The sequence below is a fragment of the Amycolatopsis palatopharyngis genome (genome assembly GCF_003385185.1).
Classification (GTDB): Bacteria; Actinomycetota; Actinomycetes; order Mycobacteriales; family Pseudonocardiaceae; genus Amycolatopsis; species Amycolatopsis palatopharyngis.
Map to the genome: position 1 here is coordinate 145211 of NZ_PQHZ01000001.1, position 21876 is coordinate 167086.

23 protein-coding genes are annotated in these 21876 nt (G+C 68.3%); 16 read left to right on the top strand and 7 right to left on the bottom strand.

The features are described from left to right. Positions 1 to 104 precede the first annotated feature (104 nt). Genes D0C15_RS00720 through D0C15_RS00745 form a run of 6 tightly spaced genes read right to left on the bottom strand, consistent with a single transcriptional unit; the run spans position 105 to position 5431 of the window. A complete protein-coding gene (locus D0C15_RS00720; RefSeq protein WP_116040448.1) occupies positions 105 to 527 on the bottom strand; it encodes a hypothetical protein in 423 nt (140 codons plus the stop codon). A gap of 18 nt (positions 528 to 545) precedes the next feature. Continuing rightward, positions 546 to 1763, bottom strand: coding sequence for an amidohydrolase family protein (locus D0C15_RS00725; RefSeq protein ID WP_116040449.1), 1218 nt, complete (start codon positions 1761 to 1763; stop codon positions 546 to 548). A gap of 57 nt (positions 1764 to 1820) precedes the next feature. Further along, a complete protein-coding gene (locus D0C15_RS00730) occupies positions 1821 to 2486 on the bottom strand; it encodes a hypothetical protein (RefSeq protein WP_116040450.1) in 666 nt (221 codons plus the stop codon). Continuing rightward, entirely contained in the window at positions 2483 to 2845 is a 363-nt protein-coding gene (locus D0C15_RS00735) for a PadR family transcriptional regulator (protein WP_211323041.1), read from the bottom strand. Before D0C15_RS00735 ends, D0C15_RS00730 begins: the two co-directional genes overlap by 4 nt. 32 nt (positions 2846 to 2877) lie before the next feature. Continuing rightward, positions 2878 to 3795: a bile acid:sodium symporter family protein gene (locus tag D0C15_RS00740; protein WP_116040451.1), complete on the bottom strand. Its 918-nt coding sequence runs from the start codon at positions 3793 to 3795 to the stop codon at positions 2878 to 2880. A 55-nt stretch (positions 3796 to 3850) separates the two neighbouring features. Next, positions 3851 to 5431, bottom strand: coding sequence for a PucR family transcriptional regulator (locus D0C15_RS00745; protein WP_116040452.1), 1581 nt, complete (start codon positions 5429 to 5431; stop codon positions 3851 to 3853). Positions 5432 to 5628: 197 nt separating this feature from the next. Between D0C15_RS00745 and D0C15_RS00750 the strand changes: the two genes are divergently transcribed. The 3 genes from D0C15_RS00750 to D0C15_RS00760 are packed head-to-tail and all read left to right on the top strand — an operon-like array spanning position 5629 to position 7604. Next, positions 5629 to 6891: an NAD(P)/FAD-dependent oxidoreductase gene (locus tag D0C15_RS00750; protein WP_116040453.1), complete on the top strand. Its 1263-nt coding sequence runs from the start codon at positions 5629 to 5631 to the stop codon at positions 6889 to 6891. A 30-nt stretch (positions 6892 to 6921) separates the two neighbouring features. Then, positions 6922 to 7143, top strand: coding sequence for a hypothetical protein (locus D0C15_RS00755; RefSeq protein WP_116040454.1), 222 nt, complete (start codon positions 6922 to 6924; stop codon positions 7141 to 7143). Then, a complete protein-coding gene (locus tag D0C15_RS00760) occupies positions 7140 to 7604 on the top strand; it encodes a GreA/GreB family elongation factor (RefSeq protein ID WP_116040455.1) in 465 nt (154 codons plus the stop codon). Before D0C15_RS00755 ends, D0C15_RS00760 begins: the two co-directional genes overlap by 4 nt. 33 nt (positions 7605 to 7637) lie before the next feature. Here the strand turns inward: D0C15_RS00760 and D0C15_RS00765 are convergent, their stop codons facing one another. Continuing rightward, positions 7638 to 8411: an alpha/beta hydrolase gene (locus D0C15_RS00765; RefSeq protein WP_116040456.1), complete on the bottom strand. Its 774-nt coding sequence runs from the start codon at positions 8409 to 8411 to the stop codon at positions 7638 to 7640. 190 nt (positions 8412 to 8601) lie between these two features. On the opposite strand from D0C15_RS00765, the gene D0C15_RS00770 reads away from it, so the two are divergent. The 13 genes from D0C15_RS00770 (at position 8602) to D0C15_RS00830 (ending at position 21874) form a co-directional block, all read left to right on the top strand. Next, a complete protein-coding gene (locus D0C15_RS00770; protein ID WP_116040457.1) occupies positions 8602 to 8805 on the top strand; it encodes a hypothetical protein in 204 nt (67 codons plus the stop codon). 162 nt (positions 8806 to 8967) lie between these two features. Continuing rightward, positions 8968 to 10407 (top strand): dihydrolipoyl dehydrogenase family protein, encoded by a 1440-nt coding sequence (locus tag D0C15_RS00775; protein ID WP_211323042.1) that lies wholly within the window; start codon positions 8968 to 8970, stop codon positions 10405 to 10407. A gap of 84 nt (positions 10408 to 10491) precedes the next feature. After that, positions 10492 to 11511 (top strand): PHP domain-containing protein, encoded by a 1020-nt coding sequence (locus D0C15_RS00780; RefSeq protein ID WP_116040459.1) that lies wholly within the window; start codon positions 10492 to 10494, stop codon positions 11509 to 11511. 169 nt (positions 11512 to 11680) lie between these two features. Further along, positions 11681 to 12100, top strand: a complete 420-nt coding sequence (locus D0C15_RS00785; protein WP_116040460.1) for a YciI family protein — start codon at positions 11681 to 11683, stop codon at positions 12098 to 12100. Positions 12101 to 12114: 14 nt separating this feature from the next. After that, the gene (locus tag D0C15_RS00790; protein ID WP_116040461.1) at positions 12115 to 13401 is read left to right on the top strand and encodes an RNA polymerase sigma factor; all 1287 of its coding nucleotides are present in this window, start codon (positions 12115 to 12117) and stop codon (positions 13399 to 13401) included. An 83-nt stretch (positions 13402 to 13484) separates the two neighbouring features. Continuing rightward, the gene (locus D0C15_RS00795; protein ID WP_211323043.1) at positions 13485 to 14129 is read left to right on the top strand and encodes a helix-turn-helix domain-containing protein; all 645 of its coding nucleotides are present in this window, start codon (positions 13485 to 13487) and stop codon (positions 14127 to 14129) included. 61 nt (positions 14130 to 14190) lie between these two features. Beyond that, positions 14191 to 15372: an NAD(P)/FAD-dependent oxidoreductase gene (locus tag D0C15_RS00800; RefSeq protein ID WP_245975496.1), complete on the top strand. Its 1182-nt coding sequence runs from the start codon at positions 14191 to 14193 to the stop codon at positions 15370 to 15372. Then, a complete protein-coding gene (locus D0C15_RS00805; RefSeq protein ID WP_116040463.1) occupies positions 15369 to 15626 on the top strand; it encodes a (2Fe-2S)-binding protein in 258 nt (85 codons plus the stop codon). Before D0C15_RS00800 ends, D0C15_RS00805 begins: the two co-directional genes overlap by 4 nt. Next, a complete protein-coding gene (locus tag D0C15_RS00810; RefSeq protein WP_116040464.1) occupies positions 15623 to 16999 on the top strand; it encodes an FAD/NAD(P)-dependent oxidoreductase in 1377 nt (458 codons plus the stop codon). Before D0C15_RS00805 ends, D0C15_RS00810 begins: the two co-directional genes overlap by 4 nt. Then, positions 16999 to 17922, top strand: a complete 924-nt coding sequence (locus D0C15_RS00815; RefSeq protein ID WP_116040465.1) for a dihydrodipicolinate synthase family protein — start codon at positions 16999 to 17001, stop codon at positions 17920 to 17922. Before D0C15_RS00810 ends, D0C15_RS00815 begins: the two co-directional genes overlap by 1 nt. A gap of 1 nt (position 17923) precedes the next feature. After that, positions 17924 to 18925 carry a proline racemase family protein gene (locus D0C15_RS00820; protein WP_116040466.1) on the top strand — a complete coding sequence of 334 codons (1002 nt, stop codon included), beginning with the start codon at positions 17924 to 17926 and terminating at the stop codon, positions 18923 to 18925. Continuing rightward, a complete protein-coding gene (locus D0C15_RS00825) occupies positions 18922 to 20388 on the top strand; it encodes an alanine/glycine:cation symporter family protein (RefSeq protein WP_116040467.1) in 1467 nt (488 codons plus the stop codon). Before D0C15_RS00820 ends, D0C15_RS00825 begins: the two co-directional genes overlap by 4 nt. 31 nt (positions 20389 to 20419) lie before the next feature. Next, entirely contained in the window at positions 20420 to 21874 is a 1455-nt protein-coding gene (locus D0C15_RS00830; protein WP_116040468.1) for an aldehyde dehydrogenase (NADP(+)), read from the top strand. The last annotated feature ends 2 nt before the right edge of the window (positions 21875 to 21876 follow it).

Here is a 21876-nt window from a genome sequence, read left to right on the forward strand (position 1 = left end):
GGAGTACCCCGTCGTCAGCAAAATCGACCATCTCGGTCGACCGGCGAGGCCCGGCCGAGTATCCGCGGAGGTTGCCAGGCACCCAGCGACTCACCGTAGGGCCGTCACGTGCCCTCCGCAGTGATGCGGCCGGGCAGCCGCAGCACCGCCCAGACCGCGAAGCCGAAGACGGCCAGCCCGCAGGCGATGTCCACCAGGACGTGGGTCTGCCGCCACCAGACCATTTCGGTGGCCCCAGGCACGAGGTAATGCCCGATGCCGACCAGGCCGCTCAAGGAGTAGCCGGTCAGTGCCACGCAGGCGATCGTGATCCGTCCGCGAAACCACAACCACAATCCGGCCGCGCCCGATGCGGTGAACACGAACCAGCTTGCCGCGACCAACCCAGCCGACGGCGCCGGAAGGTCGTCGCCGGGGCCGGGCTGTGGATACTCCGCGTAGTTGACGTAGTTGTCCACGTAATGCACCACCGACACCACAAAGGTGACGGCGAGCAACCAAAGCAGTGTCCGAGTCGTTTTCGACATGAAGCAGACGCTAGCCGGTCAACCGATCAGGTCGAGGCCGTCCGCGACAACCCTGCCTCCGTAAAGCACCGTCCGGTCCGCAGGGCGGTCCATCACAGCGGCCGTGACGGCCTCCTCGCCGACGAGCAACAGATCCGCGGGATCGCCCTTCGAGACTCCGGGACGGTCCTCGATGCTCCTCAGTCGTGGTGTCCCACTGGTGATCGAGCGGCCGCCGATCGTCGCGACCGCGACGGCGTGCTCGACAAGCTGGTCAGGGCGGTAACCCTGGGTGAAGGCCAGCTGCCAGGTCCGGTCGAGCATGTCACCGTTGCCGTAGGGCGACCAGTAGTCACGCTGACCGTCCTGTCCAAGCCCGACCCGGATGCCGTGCTCCACCAGGCGCGCCAGCGGCAGGGGCGGCGCGCTGCCGGGAGCGACCGTGGACAGGGCGATGTCGGCGCGGGCCAGGTCATCCAGTATCCCGGGCAGCCCGGCGTCCTGACCGAACAGGCCGTAGCCGTGGGAGATGAGCACCTTGCCCTGCATGCCGAGCGCCTCCGTGCGCTCCACGATGAGGGAGGCCGAGAAGCGGGCCAGCTCCCCTGGCTCGTGCAGGTGGATGTCCACCGGCACGCCATGACGTTCGGCCAGCCCGAAGACGATGTCGAGGTGCCGGGCCGGATCCCTGTCGAGCTGGCACGGGTCGATCCCGCCGACCACGTCCGCTCCTTCCCGCAGCGCCTGCTCGAGCACCTTCGCCGAACCGTCCTCACGCAGCAGTCCCGCTTGGGGGAACGCCACCACCTGCACCCGCACCCGGTCCTGATGTGCCTCTCTTGCCGCGAGCACGGCCTCCAACCGCTCCAGTCCACAGTCGACATCGACCTGGGCGAAGCTGCGTACGCTGCCGGCTCCATGGGCGACCATCCGGCCGAGGAGGGAGGTGGTGCGCTCGATGATCGGGACCTCGGCCCCGCGCCAGTTGACGCGATCGTTCATCATCATCTGCCATACCCCGGGCCCACCTGTATGCGCCCGGAACGGCAGGCCGACCCGATTGGAGTCCAGGTGGCAGTGGGTGTCGGTGAGACTGGGCAGCAACAATCTGCCACGACCGTCCAACACCTCCGGCCCGTCCGCGAGCACCGCAGGCGGGTCGTGCGGGCGCAGATCGACGATTCGGCCGTCCTCGATCCGGACGTCGGTGAGGGCGTGACCCCACGGCCGGCAGCGCCGGATCCACTGCACTGACATGTGTTACTCCTGTATCTGGCCGACGGATCGGGTGGAAAGTGCCCAAATCCGAGTGTTCTAGTCGTGGGAGTCCACGGTCGTGGGAGGTTGTCGCCGCGCGGCGTCGCGAAAGAGCCAGGCAGAACCGATGAACAATGCGACGAAGAAGCCGTTCAGCCCGAGGATCTCGAACACGGAACTCACCGGGGACTGGTGTTTTCCGGCGATCAACGCGATCACGGCGACCACTGCCTGAGCGACGGCGGTCGCCAACAGGGCGCGCGCCATTCCGTGCGGGCGAAAACGTGCGATGACGGCACCGATGATGCCGACCGCGAGCACCCCGCCGTACATCAAGTCGGCCCGGTCGCCTTCCCTGCCGATGACACCGACGGCACCGATCGCCCAGACGAGGACGAACGCTGTCACGACCGCGATCCCGGCGGCGGATCGATAGGCGTTCTTGTGCTTCGTCATCGCTGCCTCCGGTCCTGCGGGATGAGCACTCGTCGTCTTGTGGCTCCCGCGCCACGAGGCGTCAGCGGCGAGACCACAGACCATCCGGGACAAGATGCCGAGGGCAATGCGCCGGTCGCCGCTCCCGACGGCCCGCTCGTGTGCGATGTGGTCGTGGAGGTCGGCGTCGATCTCGTTGATCCGGCGATCAGCGATCCGCGTGGGTAGGCCTCGTGTGTAGAACCGCACCCAAGCGGCCACCAACTCAGCCGTGCGTTCCGGTGTCATGTCGGCTCCGCGACGGTGCGCGGGAAGTGTCCTGCGGCTCGGCCCGCGCTGTCGGCCGCGGCCCGCCGGGCGACATGGGCCCCGTGCCCGGTGAGCTCGTACAGCCTGCGGCGGGGGCGTCCCTGCGCCGCTGCCGCGTCTTCCCACCGGGAGCTGAGCAGACCGAACTCCTCGAGCCGGCTCAGGGCCTTGTACAGGGTTCCGTGGCTCGTCAGCGGACGTGATCCGCTCTGCTCCCGCATCGACCGAGCGAGGCCGAATCCGTGGAAGCTCACCTCCCCCGAACGCGACATCGACAGCGCCGTCACGAGGATCTCGGCCTCGAGCGGCAGCAGGGTTCCAGGTTTACGGCGCGGCATCGCCGGAACAATAGGAAGATATCTTCCTATTGTCAATCGGCCTCCGTTGCCCGCGGCTGCCCGGAAACCACCTCGCCCGCGGTGGCGGCCCGCCGCCTCCGGCGTCCGTACAGCACGACCCCTGCGGCGGAGACGTACATCAGTACCCCGTAGACGGCAGACGGCACCGCCAAGGCCTCGGATCCGATCACGTTGACCGCGATGAGGATGCCCAATGTGGCGTTCTTGATGCCCAGCTCGATCGCACCCGCGAGACCGCTCTCGAACGAAAGCCGAGCCAGTCGCATGATCGCGTAACCGACGGCGAGCCCACCGAGGTTGAGCAGTATGGCGGCGAAACCAGCCTGCCGGAGGTAGGTCCAGATGTCCGACCCCAGCGAGATCGCGATCGCCACGACGAGGGCGGCAAGCACCACCCCGCCGAACACTGACACCGCACGCTCCAGCGAGGCGGCACGCTCGGGCCACCTCGCGCGGACCACCATGCCGATCGTCACCGGAATCAGCACGATCACCACCAGCAGGGCGATGGTCCGCAGGACAGGCACCTCGATCGGGACGTCCGAAGCGGCGGGTTTCCACCGCAGCGCGAGGTTCGCCGCGATCGGCAACGACACGATCGTGATCAGGCTGGCCAGCACGGTCAGCACGATCGAAAGCGCGACATTGCCCCGCGCCAGGTATGCGACGAGGTTCGACGTCGTGCCACCAGGGCACGCGGCGATGATCACGAGACCGACGGCCACCGCGGCGGGCAACGACAGCAGATACGCGATCAGGAACGCCAGTGCGGGCATCACCAAGATCTGGCCGGCCGTACCGACGATGACTCCGCGCGGGTCCCTGGCCTCACGGGCGAAGTCCTTCGACGTGAGCGTCAGCCCGATGCCGATCATGATGAGGAACAGGGCGACCGGCAGACCGACCTCGACAAGCACGTTCTGCTCCACGATGAGCTCCTTCGGTCACGTCGATCCACACCACGATCAGGCGGAATCGCCCCGCTCACCGAGGATTGTCGGGCATCGCGGTCCGGTTTGTCATGGTCGCCGGCTTTTCGATGCCGACCGCGAGGGTGATGAGCATCGCGAGGCGTTTGCGGGGGTCGTCGAGCTCGAGGGTCGCGATGTCGGTCATCTTGCGGAGACGGTAGCGAATGGTGTTGGGATGAACGCCCAGTTGCGCTGCCGCATCGGTCAGGTCCCCCTGGGTTTCGAGCCAGGCGCGCAGCGTGGGCAGGTACTGAGTGGAGTTGGCGTGATCGTGGCGGGCGAGTTCGGCGATGGGGCCGCGCGACGGGAGGCGCCCGCCTGAGGCCGCCGAGCGCAGGCGTTGGAGCAGGATCTCGTCCCAGGATTCGTCGTAGCAGACAGGTGCGCCATCGGATCGGGCCGTGTGCAGAGCGAGGCTCTCGTCGGCCTCCTGCCTGCTGGCCGACAGTTCCCCCGGCTCCGCGGTACCGCCGATACCGGCCGAGATGGCGACGTGCTGGGGCATCGCGTTCAGCATGTCGCGCAGCCAGGCATGTGCCGGTGCTGGATCGTGGTCGCAGGGCAGCAGCGTGTAGACGGTATTGCCGAAAAGGGTGCTGCGACTGGGGCGCGACCAGCCGAATCCGGTCGTGGCCCTCTCGAACGCGAGCAGGATCGCCGCGTGCCGTTCACTGTGGGCGTGTGCTTGCAGGGCGAGGACCCGCAGCCGTCTCGGAGGCAGGCCGAGTTTGCTGATGACCGCGGCCGCGTCCGGAGTGCCTTCGAGCAACTGGATGACCAATTCGGACTCGACCTGCCGCTCCAGGTCCGCGCTGACTCGGGACCGCAACAGGTGTAGCGCGACGGTATGCGCACCATCGGCGAGGACCTGGGTCCGCACGGCGTCGAGCGGTGCGTCACAGGTGACCCATACCGAGCCCAGCAGTTCCCTGCCTGCCCGTACGGCGACGACGACACGTCCGCGCAGTCCATGTCTCGGCGAGGCCGGAACGTACAAGGGCTCGTCCGACGCGGCGAGATGCGCGAACACGCCGCGCCTGTCGAACAGTTGCCTGACGGTGTCGGGCACCCGCCTACCCAGAATCGTGTCGAGGCGTGCGGGGTCGGCGCCATGCTGCAGGCTGGAGTACGCCATCACCCGGGAGAGCTGGTCTTCGATGGTCACCGGGCCACCGGCCGCCGCCGCGATGGTGTCGGCGAGGGCGAAAAGATCGCTTGGGCCGCGCCCGGACTCTGTCTCACGTCCTTCGAGCACCAGTCCGTAAACGACTCCTGAAACCTGGCTCCAGGACACACTGGGATCGATGAGCACGAGAGCGATGTCGCTCTCTCGCGCAGCGGCGAGGGCCGCACTGGTGGGCTCGGCGCTCGTTCGAGCGAGGACGACGATCGACCGCGCCGCCGACGCGAGCTCTACGGCCGAGGACACGTCCACGACGCCCACCGCGAGGAAGGCGTCTCCGATACTCGGCCCGGCTTCGGTCGGGTCGTGCATCACCACACTGCGTATTTCCTCGTCACGCGAGCGGCTCGAGCCGATCAGCCGGGCGCCGAAGCCGCCGAGGACATTGATCAACCGATCCAGTCTGACCATTGCTCGATCCGGTTCCTCACCGTGGGGAAAGCGCTGGTGCCGACGGCCCGATCACCATCGCACCTTCCATGATGCTGCCCTCTGGCTGAAACCGACAATCCGGGGGCCTGCATTTGTTCGTTTTCGACAACAGGTGCGGGCCCCGGCTCAGCGATGCTCGGCACGTAGCACGTTTCGATGAGCTCGTGGAGGTACGCATGGACGAGGCCGCGCACATCGGTGACGGACCGCGAACGGCGGTCGTCGTCGGCGCAGGGGTGGTGGGCCTTTCGACGGCCTGGTTCCTGCAGGAGCGGGGGGTCGAAGTCACGGTGGTCGACCGGGACGATGTGGCCGCAGGGGCGTCCTGGGGCAACGCGGGGTGGCTGTCCCCCGGATTGGCGATCCCGCTGAACGAGCCGAGTGTGCTGCGTTTCGGACTGCGTGCGCTGCTGGATCGACAGGCACCTCTGCATGTTCCCGCCACCATCGACCCGGGACTGTGGCGGTTCCTGCTGGGCTTCGCCAGACACTGCACCTGGAAGGCGTGGGAAGACGCGGCCGGCGCCAATCTGCCGCTGAACACCGAATGCCTCGAGGCGTTCGACGTGCTCACGGCGAACGGGGTACGCGCACCGACGTTCGAGGCGCCGATCACCGCCGCGTTCGAATCCGCACAGCACGCCACCGGACTGCTCCACGAACTACGCAGGCTGACCGATGCCGGACAGGCGGTGGACTACACCGGGATCACCGGCGCCGAACTTCGCGCGCGGTTGCCACAGGTGTCAGATCACGTCCGTGCGGGCGTGCGGCTGGATGGGCAGCGCTACGTCGATCCAGGGGCCTTCGTCGCGGCGCTGGCCGAGTCGGTGCGCGCGAGGGGCGGCGTTATCCGTACCGGATTCGACGTGGTGGACGTCAGCCCAAAGCGCTACGCCGTGACCGTTCGCTCGAGGTCGGCGGAGTCGATCTCGGCCAACGTCGCGGTACTGGCCACGGGCGCCTGGCTGGGCGCACTCGCCAAACGCTGGGGAGTCCGGGTCCCGGTACGTGCGGGCCGGGGTTACTCGTTCACCGTCCCCACCGACGAGCCCGTTGCCGGGCCGGTGTATCTGCCCGGCGTCCGCGTCGCCTGCACGCCGTACCGGCACGGACTGCGGATCGCCGGGACGATGGAGTTCCGGGCGCCGGACGCGGCGTTGGACTCCGCCCGAATCGACGCGATCGTCAACTCGGCGCGGCCCTATCTCAACGGCGTCCGCTGGGAGGAACGCACGGACGAGTGGGTGGGGCCTCGGCCGGTGACACACGACGGCAAGCCGCTGATCGGCGCGGTGCGGGCGCCCGGGGTGTATGTGGCGGGCGGACACGGCATGTGGGGACTGACCCAGGGACCGATCACCGGACGGCTGCTCGCCGAGCAGATCACCACAGGAAAGCAACCGGAAGCCCTGCGCGAGGTCGATCCGCTGCGTTGAGGGCCGATCCTTCCGAAAGGACAGAACGACATGTCCCACGCCGAACCGGTCGCCGACGACAACCTGCCACTTGATCGGGCCGAGCGGGCAGAACTGGACTGGTTGCGAACCGAGAACGCACTGCTGCGCACCGAACGGGACATCCTCGTGCGAGTCGCCAGTGGCTTCGCCGACGACGCCAACGTCACCCTGCTCGCCCGCCGCTCGCACGCCGACGGATCGTGGACCGATCGACACAAGGAAACTTCGTGAACACCACTGGACACATCTGGTTGACCCAGGATGCCTTCGACCGGCTGCGGGAGGAGCTGGCGGTCCTGCTCGACCAGGACGGCGTCCCGGAAACCGACGACACGGACCACCTGCCGGAGGCTCGGCGCAGAAGAACCCGCGTTCGCGAGATCCAAGAGCTGATCCACCACGCCGTCGTCGGCCAAGCACCACCGGATGACGGCATCGCCGAACCGGGAATGGTGCTTACCGTCCGGTTCGATGACGATCCCGAATCGGAGACGTTCCTGCTGGGCGTGCGCGATGGGGCGGAGCCAGGAGAACTCGAGGTCTACTCGCCAGAATCCCCGCTGGGCACGGCATTGACCGGTGCCAGACAGGGTGAACAACGTCGCTACACCGTGCCCGATGGCCGGACGATGCGCGTGACACTGATCCGCGCGGTGCCCTACGGACTCCACCGCGCACAACCTGGCAGGTAGCGGCCTGCCCTCGTGGTGCGGGGCCGTCCCGGTTCAGCAGGTGGTGACCTGGTCCGCGGCGCTCTCGACGAACTCGAGCATCACCTGACCGAGCCTGCCCGCGTTCGCTTCGTCCTCGGTGAGGATGTCGGTTCCGTGCCGGGTGCTCTCGATGAACCGGAGCTCACCTGTGGGTGCCCAGGCGTGCAGCTGGCGCGCCGCTTCCACGCTGCCGTAGGCATCCTCGTCACCGGAGACGAACATGATCGGGCAGCGGATGCTCGCCACTCCGGCTTCGGTGAACTCGTAGCTGTCGGTCCGCCGGACCCCGGCGAGCCACAGCACGGCGTTGATCCCGTTGTCCGGTTGCGCGGCGGCATGCAGAGATGCCACCGCGCCGATGCTCGCACCACCGGCTATCACGGTGTCGGCACCGTTGTCGCGCAGGAAAGCAGTGGCGCCGAGCACGTCCTGCCAGTGGTCGGCGAAGTCGTTGCGCTCGGCGTCCGCAGCGCGGGCGTAGGTGAGCGCCCGGTACCCGTGTCTCGCCAGTTCCTCGGCGAAGCCCGACCAGTCGTCCTGGCTGTCTCCGGAACGGCCCATATGCGACAGGACGACGGCGACGCGGCCGTCACCGAAGAGGCGACCGGACCGCCTCTCACCTCCCGGCACCGCAAACGTGACCTCCCGATACGAGCCGATTCGCTCGTGGGCGGTCCCCGTGGAACTCGTGCCGGTCTCGGGGGCGGGAGCAGGAGACCCGGCGCAGGCGCCGAGCAACAGCGAGCAGGCGAGAACGAGCACAATCCGCACCGGCTGTCGCACCATCCAGAAATATCACAGGACGACCCCCGCCCCGCGGCCCTGAAGGGCACGCGGGAGTGAACCGGGTTGTCCGTGAGCGCCGGTTCCCCTCTCTCGCGCGTCAACCCGTCAGGTGGACTTCCTTGAGCGGCCCAGCGCGGTGCGTGATACTCCGATCACGGATTGTTGCCAGCTGTAGCGGAAGGAGCAGGAGATGGGTTTCTGGACGGAGGCCACTCGGGTGCTCGACAAGTCCGCGGACCGGGTCGCCAACCGCAGGTCCAAGGTCGTGCGGACGACGAAGAAGGTCGTCGACGGCCTCTGTGTGGGCTGCCTGCGACCGACGAGCAAACAGCAGTGCGGTGTGCCCTGCTGCGGCCGGACCAGCTGCATGCGCGTGGTGGTCGACCGAATCTGAGCATCGGCGATCGGCCAAGACTGTCGTACCACCGACAGTTGACCTCCCTCGCGAGCGGTCCCTGGTGTTGACTCCAGTGACCGTGATGACCGCCCATCGTTGTACGGAACCGTTCTCCGTACCCGGACGATGTGATCATCGACCTCGAAAAGGGAGGCCCGCTTGCCACGACGTCACGACCTGGTGGTGGTAGGTGGTGGGACCGCGGGGATCATCGCGGCCACCACCGCCGCACGACTGGGGGCCGGGGTGGCCCTTGTCGAGCGAGATCGCACCGGCGGCGATTGCCTGTGGACCGGCTGTGTGCCCAGCAAGTCGCTGATCGCCGCCGCGAAAACCGCACACACGATGCGCAGCGGCGCGGCATTCGGGATCGATGCCGTCGAACCGAGGGTCGACTTCGCGGCGGTGCTGGCCCACGTGCGCGGCGCGATAGCCCGAATCGAGCCCGTCGACTCGCCGGACGCGCTTGCCGCGGCCGGCGTCGAGGTCCTGGCGGGCGACGCTGTCTTCACCAGCCCACGCGAACTGCGGGTCGCGGACAGGCGTCTGCGATTCCGGCACGCCGTCGTCGCGACCGGCTCCTCCCCCGCCCTGCCCCCGGTCCCCGGGCTGGCCGACAGCGACCCGTTGACCAGCGACACGGTATGGGACCTCACCGAACTCCCCGAAAGCCTGATCGTCCTCGGCGGCGGACCCATCGGCTGCGAGCTCGGGCAGGCTTTCGCCCGGCTGGGTAGTGACGTCACCATCGTCGAGGCCGCCGACCGGCTCCTGCCGAGAGAGGAACCACGAGCGAGCGATGCCCTCTCGGCCGCGCTCACCGCCGAAGGCGTACGCGTGCTCACCTCCACCACGGTCACCGCGGCCGAGGGAGATCACGGTGGAAGCACGCTGTCGCTGTCCGGTCCCGACAGTCCGCCGACCCTGTCGGCCGACCACGTTCTGGTGGCGACAGGACGCCGGCCGGGCTCCGGCGAGCTCGGCCTGGAAACGGCCATGGTCCGCCTGGACGACCGGGGCCACGTCATCGTGGACGCGAAGCTGCGTACCAGCAATCCCGCCGTCTACGCCGCCGGTGACGTCACCGGCAAGCTGCCGTTCACCCATGTCGCGGGCATGCACGGGAGCATCGCCGCCACCAACGCACTTCTCGCACCCACCCGCACCATCGATCACGAGAAGATCCCCTGGGTCACCTTCACCGACCCCGAGATCGCCCACGTGGGACTGACCGAACACCAGGCCCGGCAGCGTCACGGCGACGGCGTGCGAGTGCGACTGCTCGAGCACGACGACGTCGACCGTGCCATCACCGAGCACGCCACCCACGGCTTCACCCACGTGGTGCTCGACGGCAAACACCGGGTGCTGGGTGCCACGATCGTCGCGCCCCGGGCAGGCGAGATGATCGCCGAACTCACTCTGCTCACCACCCGGCGCGGCCGGCTACGCGACCTGGCCTCGGTGGTGCACGCCTATCCCGCCTGGAGCGACGGTGTCTGGCACGCCGCCGTGGCCGAAGCCAACTCGGCACTACAGGCCAGACCGTTGCGCCAGATCACCCGAGCGCTACTGCACCTGCGCCGCCTGCGTTCCTGAGCGGAACGGAGCGCCAAGGGCAAGGCTGTCGGGGACCGTGAACAGCCGCGCGCCGCGAGCCCGAGCCGCTTAGAGTGATCCGTGATGGTCAAGTCTCCGGATCCCGCGCGCATACTGCGGTTGGTCGCCTTTCACCTGGAACGGACGGGTGAACCGACCTACCGGGTACAGGCGTTCCGACGAGCCGCGGCGACCGTCGACGATCTGGCCGAAGGGGAATTGGACGAGCGGATTCGAACGGGAACGCTGACCCAGCTGCCCGGCATCGGCAAGGTCACCGCGGGCTTGATCACCGAGGTAGCCGGCGGTTCCGAGCCGGAGTACCTGCTCCGAGTCCGCGAGCGCGCTGCTGAGCCGGACGGCGGAGAGCTGCGCGCGGCGCTTCGCGGCGACTGCCATACGCACTCCGACTGGTCCGACGGCGGCTCGCCCGTACATGAGATGGCGAACGCCGCACGCGAACTGGGCCACGAATGGATGGTGCTCACCGATCACTCTCCTCGGCTGAAGGTGGCGAGAGGGCTGTCCACAGAGCGGTTGCGGCAACAGCTGGACCTGGTCGCCGAACTGAACTCCACGCTCGCGCCGTTCCGGATCCTCACCGGAATCGAGGTCGACATCCTCACCGACGGCACCCTCGACCAGGACCCGGATCTGCTCGCATCACTCGATCTGGTGGTCGCCAGCTTGCACTCCGCACTGCGAATGCCGGCACCGGAGATGACCAGGCGGATGGTCGCCGCGGTTCGCGACCCGAACGTCGACGTGCTCGGCCACTGCACCGGCCGGCTCGTTTCCGGTAAACGTGGGCGTCCCGAGTCGACCTTCGATGCCGAGGCTGTTTTCGAAGCCTGTCAGGACAACGACGTCGCGGTGGAGATCAACTCGCGGCCGGAGCGGCAGGACCCGCCACGCAGGCTGATCCGGCTCGCGGCCGAACTGGGCTGCAGGTTCGCGATCGACAGTGACGCGCACGCTCCAGGACAACTGGCGTGGCAGTCCTATGGCTGTGTGCGCGCCACCGAATGCGGCGTCGGACCAGATCAGGTGATCAACAGCTGTTCGGCCGACCAGCTGGCGGACTGGACCGGGTCGCGGCGCTGACGAGCCGGGATCTCCCACCCCGGCCGCCATATCCGGTCGACGCGTCGTACGCTGCCGAAGTCTCTCGGAAAAAAAATTCGGCGCGCGTGTCGATTCTCCACGTTCCCCGTTCGACCTAGGTGTGCGCGGGTCCGAGAGCAGGCCCCGGATGACACAGGGAGACAGAACCATGAAGTACATGCTGATCATGCGTGCCACCGATGAGACCTGGGCGTCGTTCCAGGACACCGACTTCAGCGAGATCATGGAATCGATGGGCCGCTTCAACGACGAGATGATCAGGGCAGGTGTACTGGTCGCGGCCGAAGGGCTCGACGACGCGGCGGACGGCGTCGTGGTCGACTACTCGTCGGAACCGCCGGTCGTCACTGACGGTCCGTACGGGGAGACCAAGGAACTGTTCGGCGGTTTCTGGATTCTGAACGTGGCGTCGAAGGAAGAGGCCGTTGAGTGGGCGAAGCGGGCGCCGCTGGCCGGTCCGGGTAGCAAGGCCGAGATCCGCCGGGTCACCACGATCGACGAGTTTCCCCAGGACAACGAGTGGATCCAGAAGGAACGGGCCTGGCGCGAAGCCACCGGCCAGCTCTGAGCGGATCGGCAGCGATGGTCGACGCGGACGGTCGTGAGGCCGTCGCCGCCGTCTGGCGGATCGAGTCCGCGCGGATTGTCGGTGCGCTCGCGCGGTACACCGGCGATTTCGCGCTGGCCGAGGACCTTGCCCAGGAGGCACTGGCCGAGGCCCTCGTGACGTGGCCGCGCGAGGGCGCACCCCGAAATCCCGGGGCGTGGTTGCTCACCGTCGGCAGACGCAGGGCGATCGACATGTTCCGCCGTCGCTCCGCACTCGACGAGAAGTACGCCGTCCTCGCCCATGACCTGGGCGAGGGCGGCGCACTCTCGGGCAGCGTGCCGGCCGATTCGGGCGCTGGCGGCGCGGACGTGCTGTGGGAGCCGGACCAGATCGACGACGACATGCTCGCGTTGATGTTCATCTCCTGCCACCCCGTGCTGTCACGGGAGGCGAGGCTGGCACTCACCCTGCGGGTGGTCGGTGGTCTCACGAGCGATCAGATCGCCAGAGCGTTCCTCGTGCCGACCGCCACCGTGCAGGCCCGCATCACCCGGGCCAAGAAGACCCTCGGCGCGGCTCAGGTGCCGTTCGAGGTACCACCCCCAGAGGAGCGGACCGAGCGGCTCCACTCGGTGCTCAACGTGGTCTATCTGATCTTCACCGAGGGATCGTCGGCCAGCTCGGGCGATGACCTGATCAGACTCGACCTCGCGAGCGAGGCATTGCGCTTCGCCCGGGTGCTGACCCGGCTGGTGCCGGACGAGCCCGAGGTGCACGGCCTGCTCGCGTTGCTCGAACTCACCGCGGCGCGCTTTCCCGCCCGTATCGGCCCCGACGGCGAACCGGTGCTGCTGGAACACCAGGACCGCCGCCGCTGGGACCAGTCCGCCATCCGCCGGGGCCGAGCGGCCCTGGCCCGCGCCGGGCAGGTGGGCCGGGGTCTTGGCGCCTACGGACTGCAGGCCGCGATCGCGCAGTGTCATGCCGTCGCCACCTCGGTCGAAGCGACGAACTGGGAGCGAATCGTACTCATCTACGAGGCACTCGGCCGGCTCACGCCGTCACCGGTGGTCGACCTCAACCGCGCGGTGGCGGTCTCCATGGCCATCGGATCCGCGGCGGCACTGGCCATCGTGGACGAGCTGGTGGCCGCGGGCTCGCTGTCGAACTCGCACCTGCTGCCGAGCGTCCGGGGAGAACTACTCACCCGCCTGGGCCGTACCGACGAGGCGCGCACCGAACTCGAACTCGCCGTGCGACTGTGCGGCAACGAGCGCGAACGGGCGGTGCTGAACCGCAAACTGGCCGATCTCGGCTGAGCGGCGGCCACCCTCGCCCCGCTCATGCCACGTGCCAGACGAACGGCGAGCCGCCCGGCATGTGCCGGTAGCCTGCTCCGGAGATGATCGAAGGAGGTCCAGTGGTTCGAGAACAGGCCGGGCAGGTGCTCGGCGCGAACCTGCGGGCGCTGCGCGAGTCGGCAGGGCTGTCACTGTCGGAACTCGCCCGCCGATCGAACATCGCGAAGGGCACACTGTCCCAGCTCGAGTCCGGGGCCGGCAACCCGACGATCGAGACGGTATTCAGTTTATCGAACGCTCTCGCGGTACCGGTGTCCTCACTGCTCACCGAGCGAGCTGACCCGGACGTGGTGCTCGTACGCTCCTCAGGACTCGAGGTACTCAGCAGCAACGCCGTGGATCTACGCATGCTGCGGCGCATGGACGTCACCGACAGGGTGTTCGAACTGTACGACCAGCGAGTTCGCCCCGACGAGGTCCAGCACTCCGCGGGCCATCCTGGATTCGAGCACGTCGTCGTCACATCGGGCGTGCTCAGGGTGGGTCCACCCGCCGCACCGTTCGAACTCGGGCCCGGCGACTACGTCTGCTTCCCCGCCCAGGAGCCGCATATCTACGAGACCGTCGGCGGCCCCGTGGTCTCGGTACTTCTGCTGGAGTACCCCGCCGACGCGGGGCCGCCGACACTCGGCGTGTCCTGTGGCGCCCTCGCCACCGATTCCAACGCGATCCGCCACCGGGGTTGACTCAGGTCACACTCCCCACTTAACCTCCGATCGTTCATTTAAATGAACGATCGGAGAACTTGTGGTGCATCCCGATGTAGTGGTGATCGGCGCGGGCGTCGTCGGCGCGGCCTGCGCCGAGGCACTCAGTGCCGAAGGACTCCGCGTGCTCGTACTCGACCGTGGCGCGCCGGCGAGCGGCACCACGGCGGCCGGTGAGGGCAATGTGCTGGTGTCGGACAAGGAACCCGGCCCGGAGCTGGAACTGGCCAAACTGTCCCGTCGGCGCTGGCCCGCGCTGCTCGCCGGTCTGCGCGAGGAACTCGGGAAGGCAATCGCCGAGGCCGAGTGGGACCCCAAGGGTGGTCTCGTCGTCGCGACCACAGAGGACGCCGTCGGCCCGCTGGCCGCGTTCGCCCGAGCACAGCGCACAGCCGGAGTTCAGGCCGACGAGATCGGTACCGAACAGGCAGCGCACCTTGAGCCGCACCTGACGAAAAACATCACCGCGGCGGTCCACTATCCCGAGGACGCCCAGCTGCAGCCGGTGCTCGCGGCCACCACCCTGCTCGCCGCCGTTCGCGGCCGCGGCGGCGAGGTTCGCTCCGGTGTGACGGCGACCGGCATCGTGCGGGACAGGGCCGGGGCCATCGCCGGTGTTCGCGTCGACAGCGGTGTCATCGCCTGCGGCGCGGTCGTCAACGCATGCGGACCGTGGTCGGGTGAGTTCTCGGCTCGAGCGGGCGCGCCGATCGCGGTTCTGCCCCGCCGCGGCATGGTCCTGGTCACCGCGCCGTTGCCGCATACGGTCGCCCACAAGGTCTACGACGCCGACTACGTCGGTGCCGTGGCCAGCGGCGAGGCAGACCTGCAGACCAGCACGGTCGTGGAGTCAACCCGAGCGGGGACCGTGCTGATCGGCTCGAGCAGGCAACGCGTCGGCTTCGACGACACCGTGCAGGTCACGGTGCTCCGGGAACTGGCACGCAAGGCCCTCGCGTTGTTCCCGATTCTCGAAGATGTCCAGATCATGCGCGCATACGGGGGATTCCGGCCGTACGCCCCCGATCATCTGCCGGTCATCGGACAGGATCCGCGCGTGCCCGGGTTGTGGCACGCGACAGGACACGAGGGAGCCGGCATCGGTCTCGCGGCTGGTACCGGGCTGCTGCTCGCCGACCTCTTCGCCGGTCGAAAGTCCGTTGTGGACGCGTTTCCGTTCCGTGTGGACCGCCCCGCGGTCGTCGAGGAGGTATTGACGTGAAGGTACGAGTCGACGGGCGGGATTACCCCGCGCGCCAGGGCCAGACGGTCGCCGGACTGCTGCTGGCCGCCGGCCGCACATCATGGCGCACAACGCGTGGCGGTGGCAGACCGCGCGGCGTCTTCTGCGGGATCGGCGTGTGCTTCGACTGCCTGGTCGTGGTGAACGGTGTCCCGGACGTACGCGCCTGTCAGCGAACGGTGGAGGACGGCGACGAGATCCGTCTGCAGCACGGGGCGGAGCTTCCTTCATGAACCGGGTCGTCGTAGTCGGTGCGGGCCCCGCCGGGATGGCCGCCGCGCGGGCGGCCGCCGCGGCCGCCGTCCCGGTGACGCTGATCGACTCCGCGGCCCTGCTCGGCGGGCAGTACCACCGGCAGGACGCGACCGGAGACGGCGAGAGCCTCGCCCTCCCCGGTGCCGTCGACTACCTGCCGAACACCGTGGTGTGGGCCGTGGAACCGATCGCCGGGGGCCACCGGGTGCACCTGCTCACCGGCCCGGCCGACGGGCCGGGCAGGCGAGGCACGAGCATCGACACAGCGGCGTTGGTGCTGGCCACGGGCGCGTATGACCGGACACTGCCGTTCCCCGGCTGGGACCTGCCGGGGGTGTACACGGCGGGAGCGGCGCAAGCATTGGCGAAAGGGCAGGGTACGGCGGTCGGAAAGCGCGTCCTGCTGGCGGGAACGGGACCGTTCCTGTTGCCCGTCGCGGAAGCGGTACTCCGAACGGGATCGGCGGTCGTCGCGGTCCATGAGGCCAACGATCCGTTCCGCGGCTGGCTACGGCAGCCCTCGGGATTGCTGGCCGGTTGGGGCAAGGCAGGCGAGCTCGCTCGCTACCTCGCCGTACTCGCCACCGGCAAGGTGCCGTACCGGCGCCGCAGCACGGTGATCGCGGCGCACGGCGACGAGCGGGTCGAGTCGGTGACCACGGCCCGCCTCGACCGGAACTGGAACATTCTGGCGGGTAGCGAACGACGGATCGATGTGGACGCGGTGTGCGTGGGATTCGGCTTCACGCCGCAACTCGAGCTCGCCGTCTCCGCGAAATGCGCCATTCGCGACGGCTTCGTCGCCGTGGACACCGGCCAGGCGACCTCGGTTCCAGGAGTCCTCGCGGCAGGAGAGCTGACCGGAATCGGTGGTGCGGTCCTCGCCGCGGCGGAAGGCGCCGTCGCCGGAACCACCGCCGCACGGATCCTCGGCGCACGACCCGGCCCACCGGTCAGCGCACTGCGCCAGGCCAGGTCGGCACGCCGCTTCGCCGCGGCGCTCGACGAGGTGTACTCCGTCAAACCCGGCTGGCAGGACTGGTTGCACGACGACACGCTGGTCTGCCGATGCGAGGAGGTCGGCTTCGGCGAGCTTTGCCGGGCCGTCGAGGAGCGCGAGGCACGCGACGTCCGGTCGCTGAAACTCCTCAGCCGAGCCGGCCTCGGCCAATGCCAGGGCCGCGTCTGCGGCCGCAACGTCGCCGAGCTCGCTCGGCTTCCCGGCGGTCCCGATGCTTTCGCTCGCCGTCCCCTCGCGGCACCGGTGCGGCTCGGCGAGCTCGCCGAGCCGATTCGCACCGAACCAACCGAACCGACCGAACCAGTTTCCCCGAACTACGAGGAGAAGTGATGACGCAGGAGAAGCTCGACGGAGTGATCGTGGCTACCGCGCTGCCATACGCGGAGGACCTCAGTGCGCCCGCGGGGCTGCGCGTGGATCTCGACCGGTACGCCGAACACTGCCGCTGGCTGATCGACAACGGCTGCCGCGGGGTCGGCCCGAATGGTTCACTCGGCGAGTACTCCTCGCTGACCGAGGACGAACGGCGGGCGGTCGCCCGCACGGCGATAGACGCGGTCGGCGACGACGGCATCGTCGTGGTCGGAGTGCACGGTGTCGGCGCCCACCAGGCGCGCGAATGGGCGGAGAAGGCGGCCGAGGACGGCGCACACGGCGTGCTGTGCCTGCCGCCGACCATGTACCGGGCGAACACGTCAGAGGTGATCCATCACTTCGAACAGGTCGCGAGTGTCGGACTGCCGGTGATGGCCTACAACAATCCCATCGACACCAAGGTGGACATGCTGCCACCGGTGCTGGCGGAGATCGCCGAGCTGGACAACGTCGTGGCGGTCAAGGAGTTCTCCGGCGACGTACGGCGAGTGCTCGAACTACGCGAGCTGGCACCGGAGCTGACCATTGTCGCCGGTGCCGACGACGTGGCCCTCGAAGCACTGCTGATGGGCGCAACCGGCTGGTTCGCCGGCTTCCCGAACGTCTTCCCCGCCGAGTCCGTGCACTTGTTCTCCCTTGCCCAGCACGGAAAGCTGACCGAGGCACGTGAGCTGTACGAACAGCTGGTGGCCGCGTTCCGCTGGGACTCGCGGATCGAGTTCGTGCAGGCCATCAAACGCGGTATGGAGATGGTCGGCCGGTTCGGCGGGCCGTGCAGGCCGCCTCGCGGTCCGCTGAACGCCGAGCAGCTGGCCGCGCTCGAGGCCGACATGCGACGTGCGATCGACCACCTGGCCGCGAACCCGGTGGCATCCTGAGATGCGGGCCCGTAGATACTTCTCCGCCGTCGATTCGCATACCGAGGGCATGCCGACCCGGGTGATCACCGGTGGCATCGGTGTGATCCCGGGCGACACCATGGCGGCGCGCCGGGAGTACTTCGTCGAACACCTCGACCACATCCGCAAACTGCTGGTGAACGAGCCTCGGGGGCATGCCGCGATGAGCGGGGCCATCCTCCAACCGCCGACCCGGCCCGACGCGGACTGGGGTGTGCTCTACATCGAGGTGTCCGGATGTCTGCCGATGTGCGGGCACGGCACCATCGGCGTCGCGACAGTGCTGGTGGAAACCGGAATGGTCACCGTGACCGAACCGGTCACCACGGTGCGCCTCGATGCGCCCGCCGGCCTCGTGGTCGCCGAGGTCGCCGTCGAGGACGGCAGGGCGAAGTCGGTCACCATCCAGAACGTGCCGTCGTTCTCGCTGGAACTGGACGCACACGTCGAGGTACCGGAGCTCGGCCGGGTCCGGTACGACATGGCCTATGGCGGCAACTTCTACGCGGTTCTTCCGGTCGCGGATCTGGGCATCAGGTTCGACAAGACCGAAAAGGACCGGATGCTCGCCGCGGGACTGTCCATCATGGATGCGATCAACGAGCAGAACCGGCCGGTGCATCCCGCGGATCCCGGCATCAACGGCTGCAAGCACGTACAGCTGGTGGCACCCGGGACGGGCGGCAGCGACGCACGTAACGCGATGGCTATTCATCCTGGCTGGTTCGATCGATCCCCGTGCGGTACCGGTACGTCCGCAAGGATGGCGCAGCTGCACGCGCGGGGCGAGCTCGGATTGGGGCAGGACTTCGTCAACGAGTCCCTGCTCGGCACCCGGTTCGTCGGCAGGCTTGTCGAGGAGACGAGCGTGCACGCGATGCCCGCCGTCGTGCCCACGGTCACCGGAGGTGCCTGGATCACCGGTATGGGCCAGTACCTGCTCGATCCGCACGATCCGTTCCCCGAAGGGTTCTCGCTGTGAAGGAATTCCTCGTCACGCTCAACGACTGGCTGTGGAACCCGCTGGTGGTCCTCGCTCTCGGACTCGGCGTGGTACTGACGATCCTGACCAGAGGGGTACAGATCCGGCGGCTGCCCGATATGTTGCGCCAGCTTCGCGGCGGCGAGCGTTCCGAGGCAGGCATCTCCTCCTTCCAGGCCCTCACCCTGACGTTGTCCAGCCGGATCGGCGTCGGCAACATCGCCGGTGTCGCCACAGCTATCGCCGCGGGTGGACCCGGCGCGCTGTTCTGGATGGCCGTGATGGCCTTCCTCGGTGGGGCGACCGCGTTTGTCGAGTCCACTCTCGCCCAGATCTACAAGACCAAGGCCGACGGCAAGTACTGGGGCGGGATTCCGTACTACATCGAGAAGGGCTTGCGGAAGAAGTGGCTGGCGGTTGTGGCCGCGGTGACCGCACTGGGCCTCTACGGGGTACTCGCGCCCGGGATCCAGTCGAACAACATCGCGGCCGGCTTCGACACCGCCATGGGGATCAGCCCGTGGATCACCGGTCTCGTGGTCGTCGGCCTGTTCGGGTTCGTCGTTTTCGGTGGACGCAAGCGCATCGTCGCGGTCGCGGACACCGTGGTCCCGATCATGGCGGTCGGTTATGTGCTCGCCGCGCTTGTGGTCGTCCTCGTCAACATCTCCGAGGTACCGGACATGATCACGCTGGTACTGTCCAGCGCGTTCGGGACCGACTCGGTCTTCGGTGGCATCATCGGCGCGGCGATCGCGTGGGGCGTGCGGCGAGCGCTGTTCTCCAATGTCGCAGGGGTCGGCGAGGGATCGTACGGGGCGGCGGCCGCCGAGGTCTCCCATCCCGCCAAACAGGGACTGGTCCAGTCGTTCTCGATCTACATCGACACGCTGTTCGTGTGTATGGCCACCGGTCTGATGATCCTGATCACCGGAAAGTACAACGTCCAACCGGAGGGCGCCGCGCCGCTGGTCAACAATCTCGACGGAGTGGCCGCTGGGCCCGCGTACACCCAGGAGGCCATCAACTCCGTGTTCGCCGGTGTCGGCCCGCACTTCGTGGCGATCGCGCTCGCACTGTTCGCGTTCACCACACTGGTCGCCTTCTACTACATCGCCGAAACCAGCCTCACCTACCTGACACGCGGTATCCGGCACCAGGGACTGCAGCACGGAACACGAGCCGTGATGCTGGGGGTGATCTTCTACGGCGCGGTCGAGTCCCCGGATCTGGTGTGGGCGATCGGTGACGTCGGCTATGCCGCGCTCGCCTGGGTCAACATGGTCTGCATCGTGTTCCTCGCCAAACCCGCTCTGATCGCGTTGCGCGACTACGACGAGCAACGACGACTGGGGCTGGACCCTCAGTTCGACCCCACGAAACTCGGCATCGCGAACGCGGACTACTGGGTAGGCCGTGCGGCGGGCGGCATTCAGGAGACCCGGTCAGAGGTGCGCGATTGACCGGGAAGACCCGACCGCCGACGACAGGAGAATGATTGTGACTGACGAGATCAGCAAGCTGACCGAAGCGGCGGCCACCGCGGCTCCCGCCCTCGACAGGAGGGGGCGGGAGTGGCGAGCCACCCTGCTTCGTGCCATAGCCGACGAACTCGAGGCACGCCGCGAGGACATCGTCGCCGTCGCGGACAGTGAGACCTCGCTCGGCGGAGCAAGACTTGGCGGGGAGCTCACCCGCACCGGGTACCAGGCCCGGTTGTTCGCCGAGGTTCTGGACGAGGGCTCCTACCTCGAAGCCGCGATCGACCACGCGGGCGACACACCCATGGGGCCCGGCCCGGACCTGAGGCGTCAGCTCGTTCCGATCGGACCTGTGGCCGTCTTCGGGGCGAGCAACTTCCCGCTCGCGTTCTCTGTTCCCGGCGGTGACACAGTGTCGGCGCTGGCAGCGGGATGCCCGGTGATCGTGAAGGCGCATCCCTCACACCCCGAGACATCCAGGCTGACGTTCGACATCATGTGGCAGGCCGCGCACCGGCTGGACGCGCCGGATGGCCTGCTCGGCATCGTGTTCGGCCAGGACGCGGGGGCGGCGCTGGTCGCGGATCCGCGTGTCAAGGCCGTTGGGTTCACCGGTTCCCTCAGCGGCGGCCGAGCGCTGCTGGACATCGTCGGGGCGCGCGAGGACCCCATACCCTTCTATGGGGAACTCGCGAGCCTGAACCCGATCGTGGTCACCGCCGCCGCGACACGGGAGCGGGGAACACAGATCGCCGAGGGGCTCGTGGCCTCGATCACGGCGTCCGCCGGTCAGCTGTGCACGAAACCGGGTCTGGTGTTCGTCCCGTCCGGATCGGCTGGTGACTCCGTTGTGGCGCGGGCGGCGGACCTGGTTGGCCAGGCCGGTGCGGGAACGGCGCTCAACGACCGGATTCATGCGGCGTACGGCGAGATCGGCGGGCGGCTCTCGCGGCTGCCCGGAGTTTCGCTCATCGCCGAGGGCAGTCGTTCCACGGAGGGACCATTGCGGATCCGGCCCCGGCTGTTGTCGGTCGCGGCGGCCGAGTTGACCGCGGACGCGACCGAGGAGTGCTTCGGCCCGGCGACGATCATCGCCAGGTACGACAGCGACACCGAGCTTCATGACGCGCTCGGCCGATTGCCTGCCTCCCTCACTGGCACTATCCACGCCGAGCCGTCGGAGCGGGACCGGATCACCGAACTGGCCGAAGTGCTGCGTGCGAAGGCGGGACGGGTCCTGTTCGACGGGTTTCCGACCGGGGTGCTCGTGTCCTGGGCACAGACCCACGGCGGTCCGTGGCCGTCGACCAACAGCCAGCACACGTCGGTGGGAACGAGCGCGATCCGCCGGTTCCTCAGGCCGGTCACCTGGCAGAACGCGCCACAGTTCGTACTGCCCCCCGAACTGCGCGACGGGGATGCCGGCGTCCCAAGGCGCATCGACGGCCGGCTGCGACTCCCCCGGTGACG

Bases quoted from the DNA above. Each gene is read 5' to 3' on its own strand.
- D0C15_RS00730 (WP_116040450.1), bottom strand. From the start codon at position 2,486: ATGACACCGGAACGCACGGCTGAGTTGGTGGCCGCTTGGGTGCGGTTC.
- D0C15_RS00790 (WP_116040461.1), top strand. From the start codon at position 12,115: ATGGTCGACGCGGACGGTCGTGAGGCCGTCGCCGCCGTCTGGCGGATC.
- D0C15_RS00745 (WP_116040452.1), bottom strand. From the start codon at position 5,431: ATGGTCAGACTGGATCGGTTGATCAATGTCCTCGGCGGCTTCGGCGCC.
- D0C15_RS00765 (WP_116040456.1), bottom strand. From the start codon at position 8,411: ATGGTGCGACAGCCGGTGCGGATTGTGCTCGTTCTCGCCTGCTCGCTG.
- D0C15_RS00810 (WP_116040464.1), top strand. From the start codon at position 15,623: ATGAACCGGGTCGTCGTAGTCGGTGCGGGCCCCGCCGGGATGGCCGCC.
- D0C15_RS00755 (WP_116040454.1), top strand. From the start codon at position 6,922: ATGTCCCACGCCGAACCGGTCGCCGACGACAACCTGCCACTTGATCGG.
- D0C15_RS00815 (WP_116040465.1), top strand. From the start codon at position 16,999: ATGACGCAGGAGAAGCTCGACGGAGTGATCGTGGCTACCGCGCTGCCA.
- D0C15_RS00830 (WP_116040468.1), top strand. From the start codon at position 20,420: ATGATTGTGACTGACGAGATCAGCAAGCTGACCGAAGCGGCGGCCACC.
- D0C15_RS00725 (WP_116040449.1), bottom strand. From the start codon at position 1,763: ATGTCAGTGCAGTGGATCCGGCGCTGCCGGCCGTGGGGTCACGCCCTC.
- D0C15_RS00820 (WP_116040466.1), top strand. From the start codon at position 17,924: ATGCGGGCCCGTAGATACTTCTCCGCCGTCGATTCGCATACCGAGGGC.
- D0C15_RS00770 (WP_116040457.1), top strand. From the start codon at position 8,602: ATGGGTTTCTGGACGGAGGCCACTCGGGTGCTCGACAAGTCCGCGGAC.
- D0C15_RS00785 (WP_116040460.1), top strand. From the start codon at position 11,681: ATGAAGTACATGCTGATCATGCGTGCCACCGATGAGACCTGGGCGTCG.
- D0C15_RS00795 (WP_211323043.1), top strand. From the start codon at position 13,485: ATGATCGAAGGAGGTCCAGTGGTTCGAGAACAGGCCGGGCAGGTGCTC.
- D0C15_RS00720 (WP_116040448.1), bottom strand. From the start codon at position 527: ATGTCGAAAACGACTCGGACACTGCTTTGGTTGCTCGCCGTCACCTTT.
- D0C15_RS00780 (WP_116040459.1), top strand. From the start codon at position 10,492: ATGGTCAAGTCTCCGGATCCCGCGCGCATACTGCGGTTGGTCGCCTTT.
- D0C15_RS00750 (WP_116040453.1), top strand. From the start codon at position 5,629: ATGGACGAGGCCGCGCACATCGGTGACGGACCGCGAACGGCGGTCGTC.
- D0C15_RS00735 (WP_211323041.1), bottom strand. From the start codon at position 2,845: ATGCCGCGCCGTAAACCTGGAACCCTGCTGCCGCTCGAGGCCGAGATC.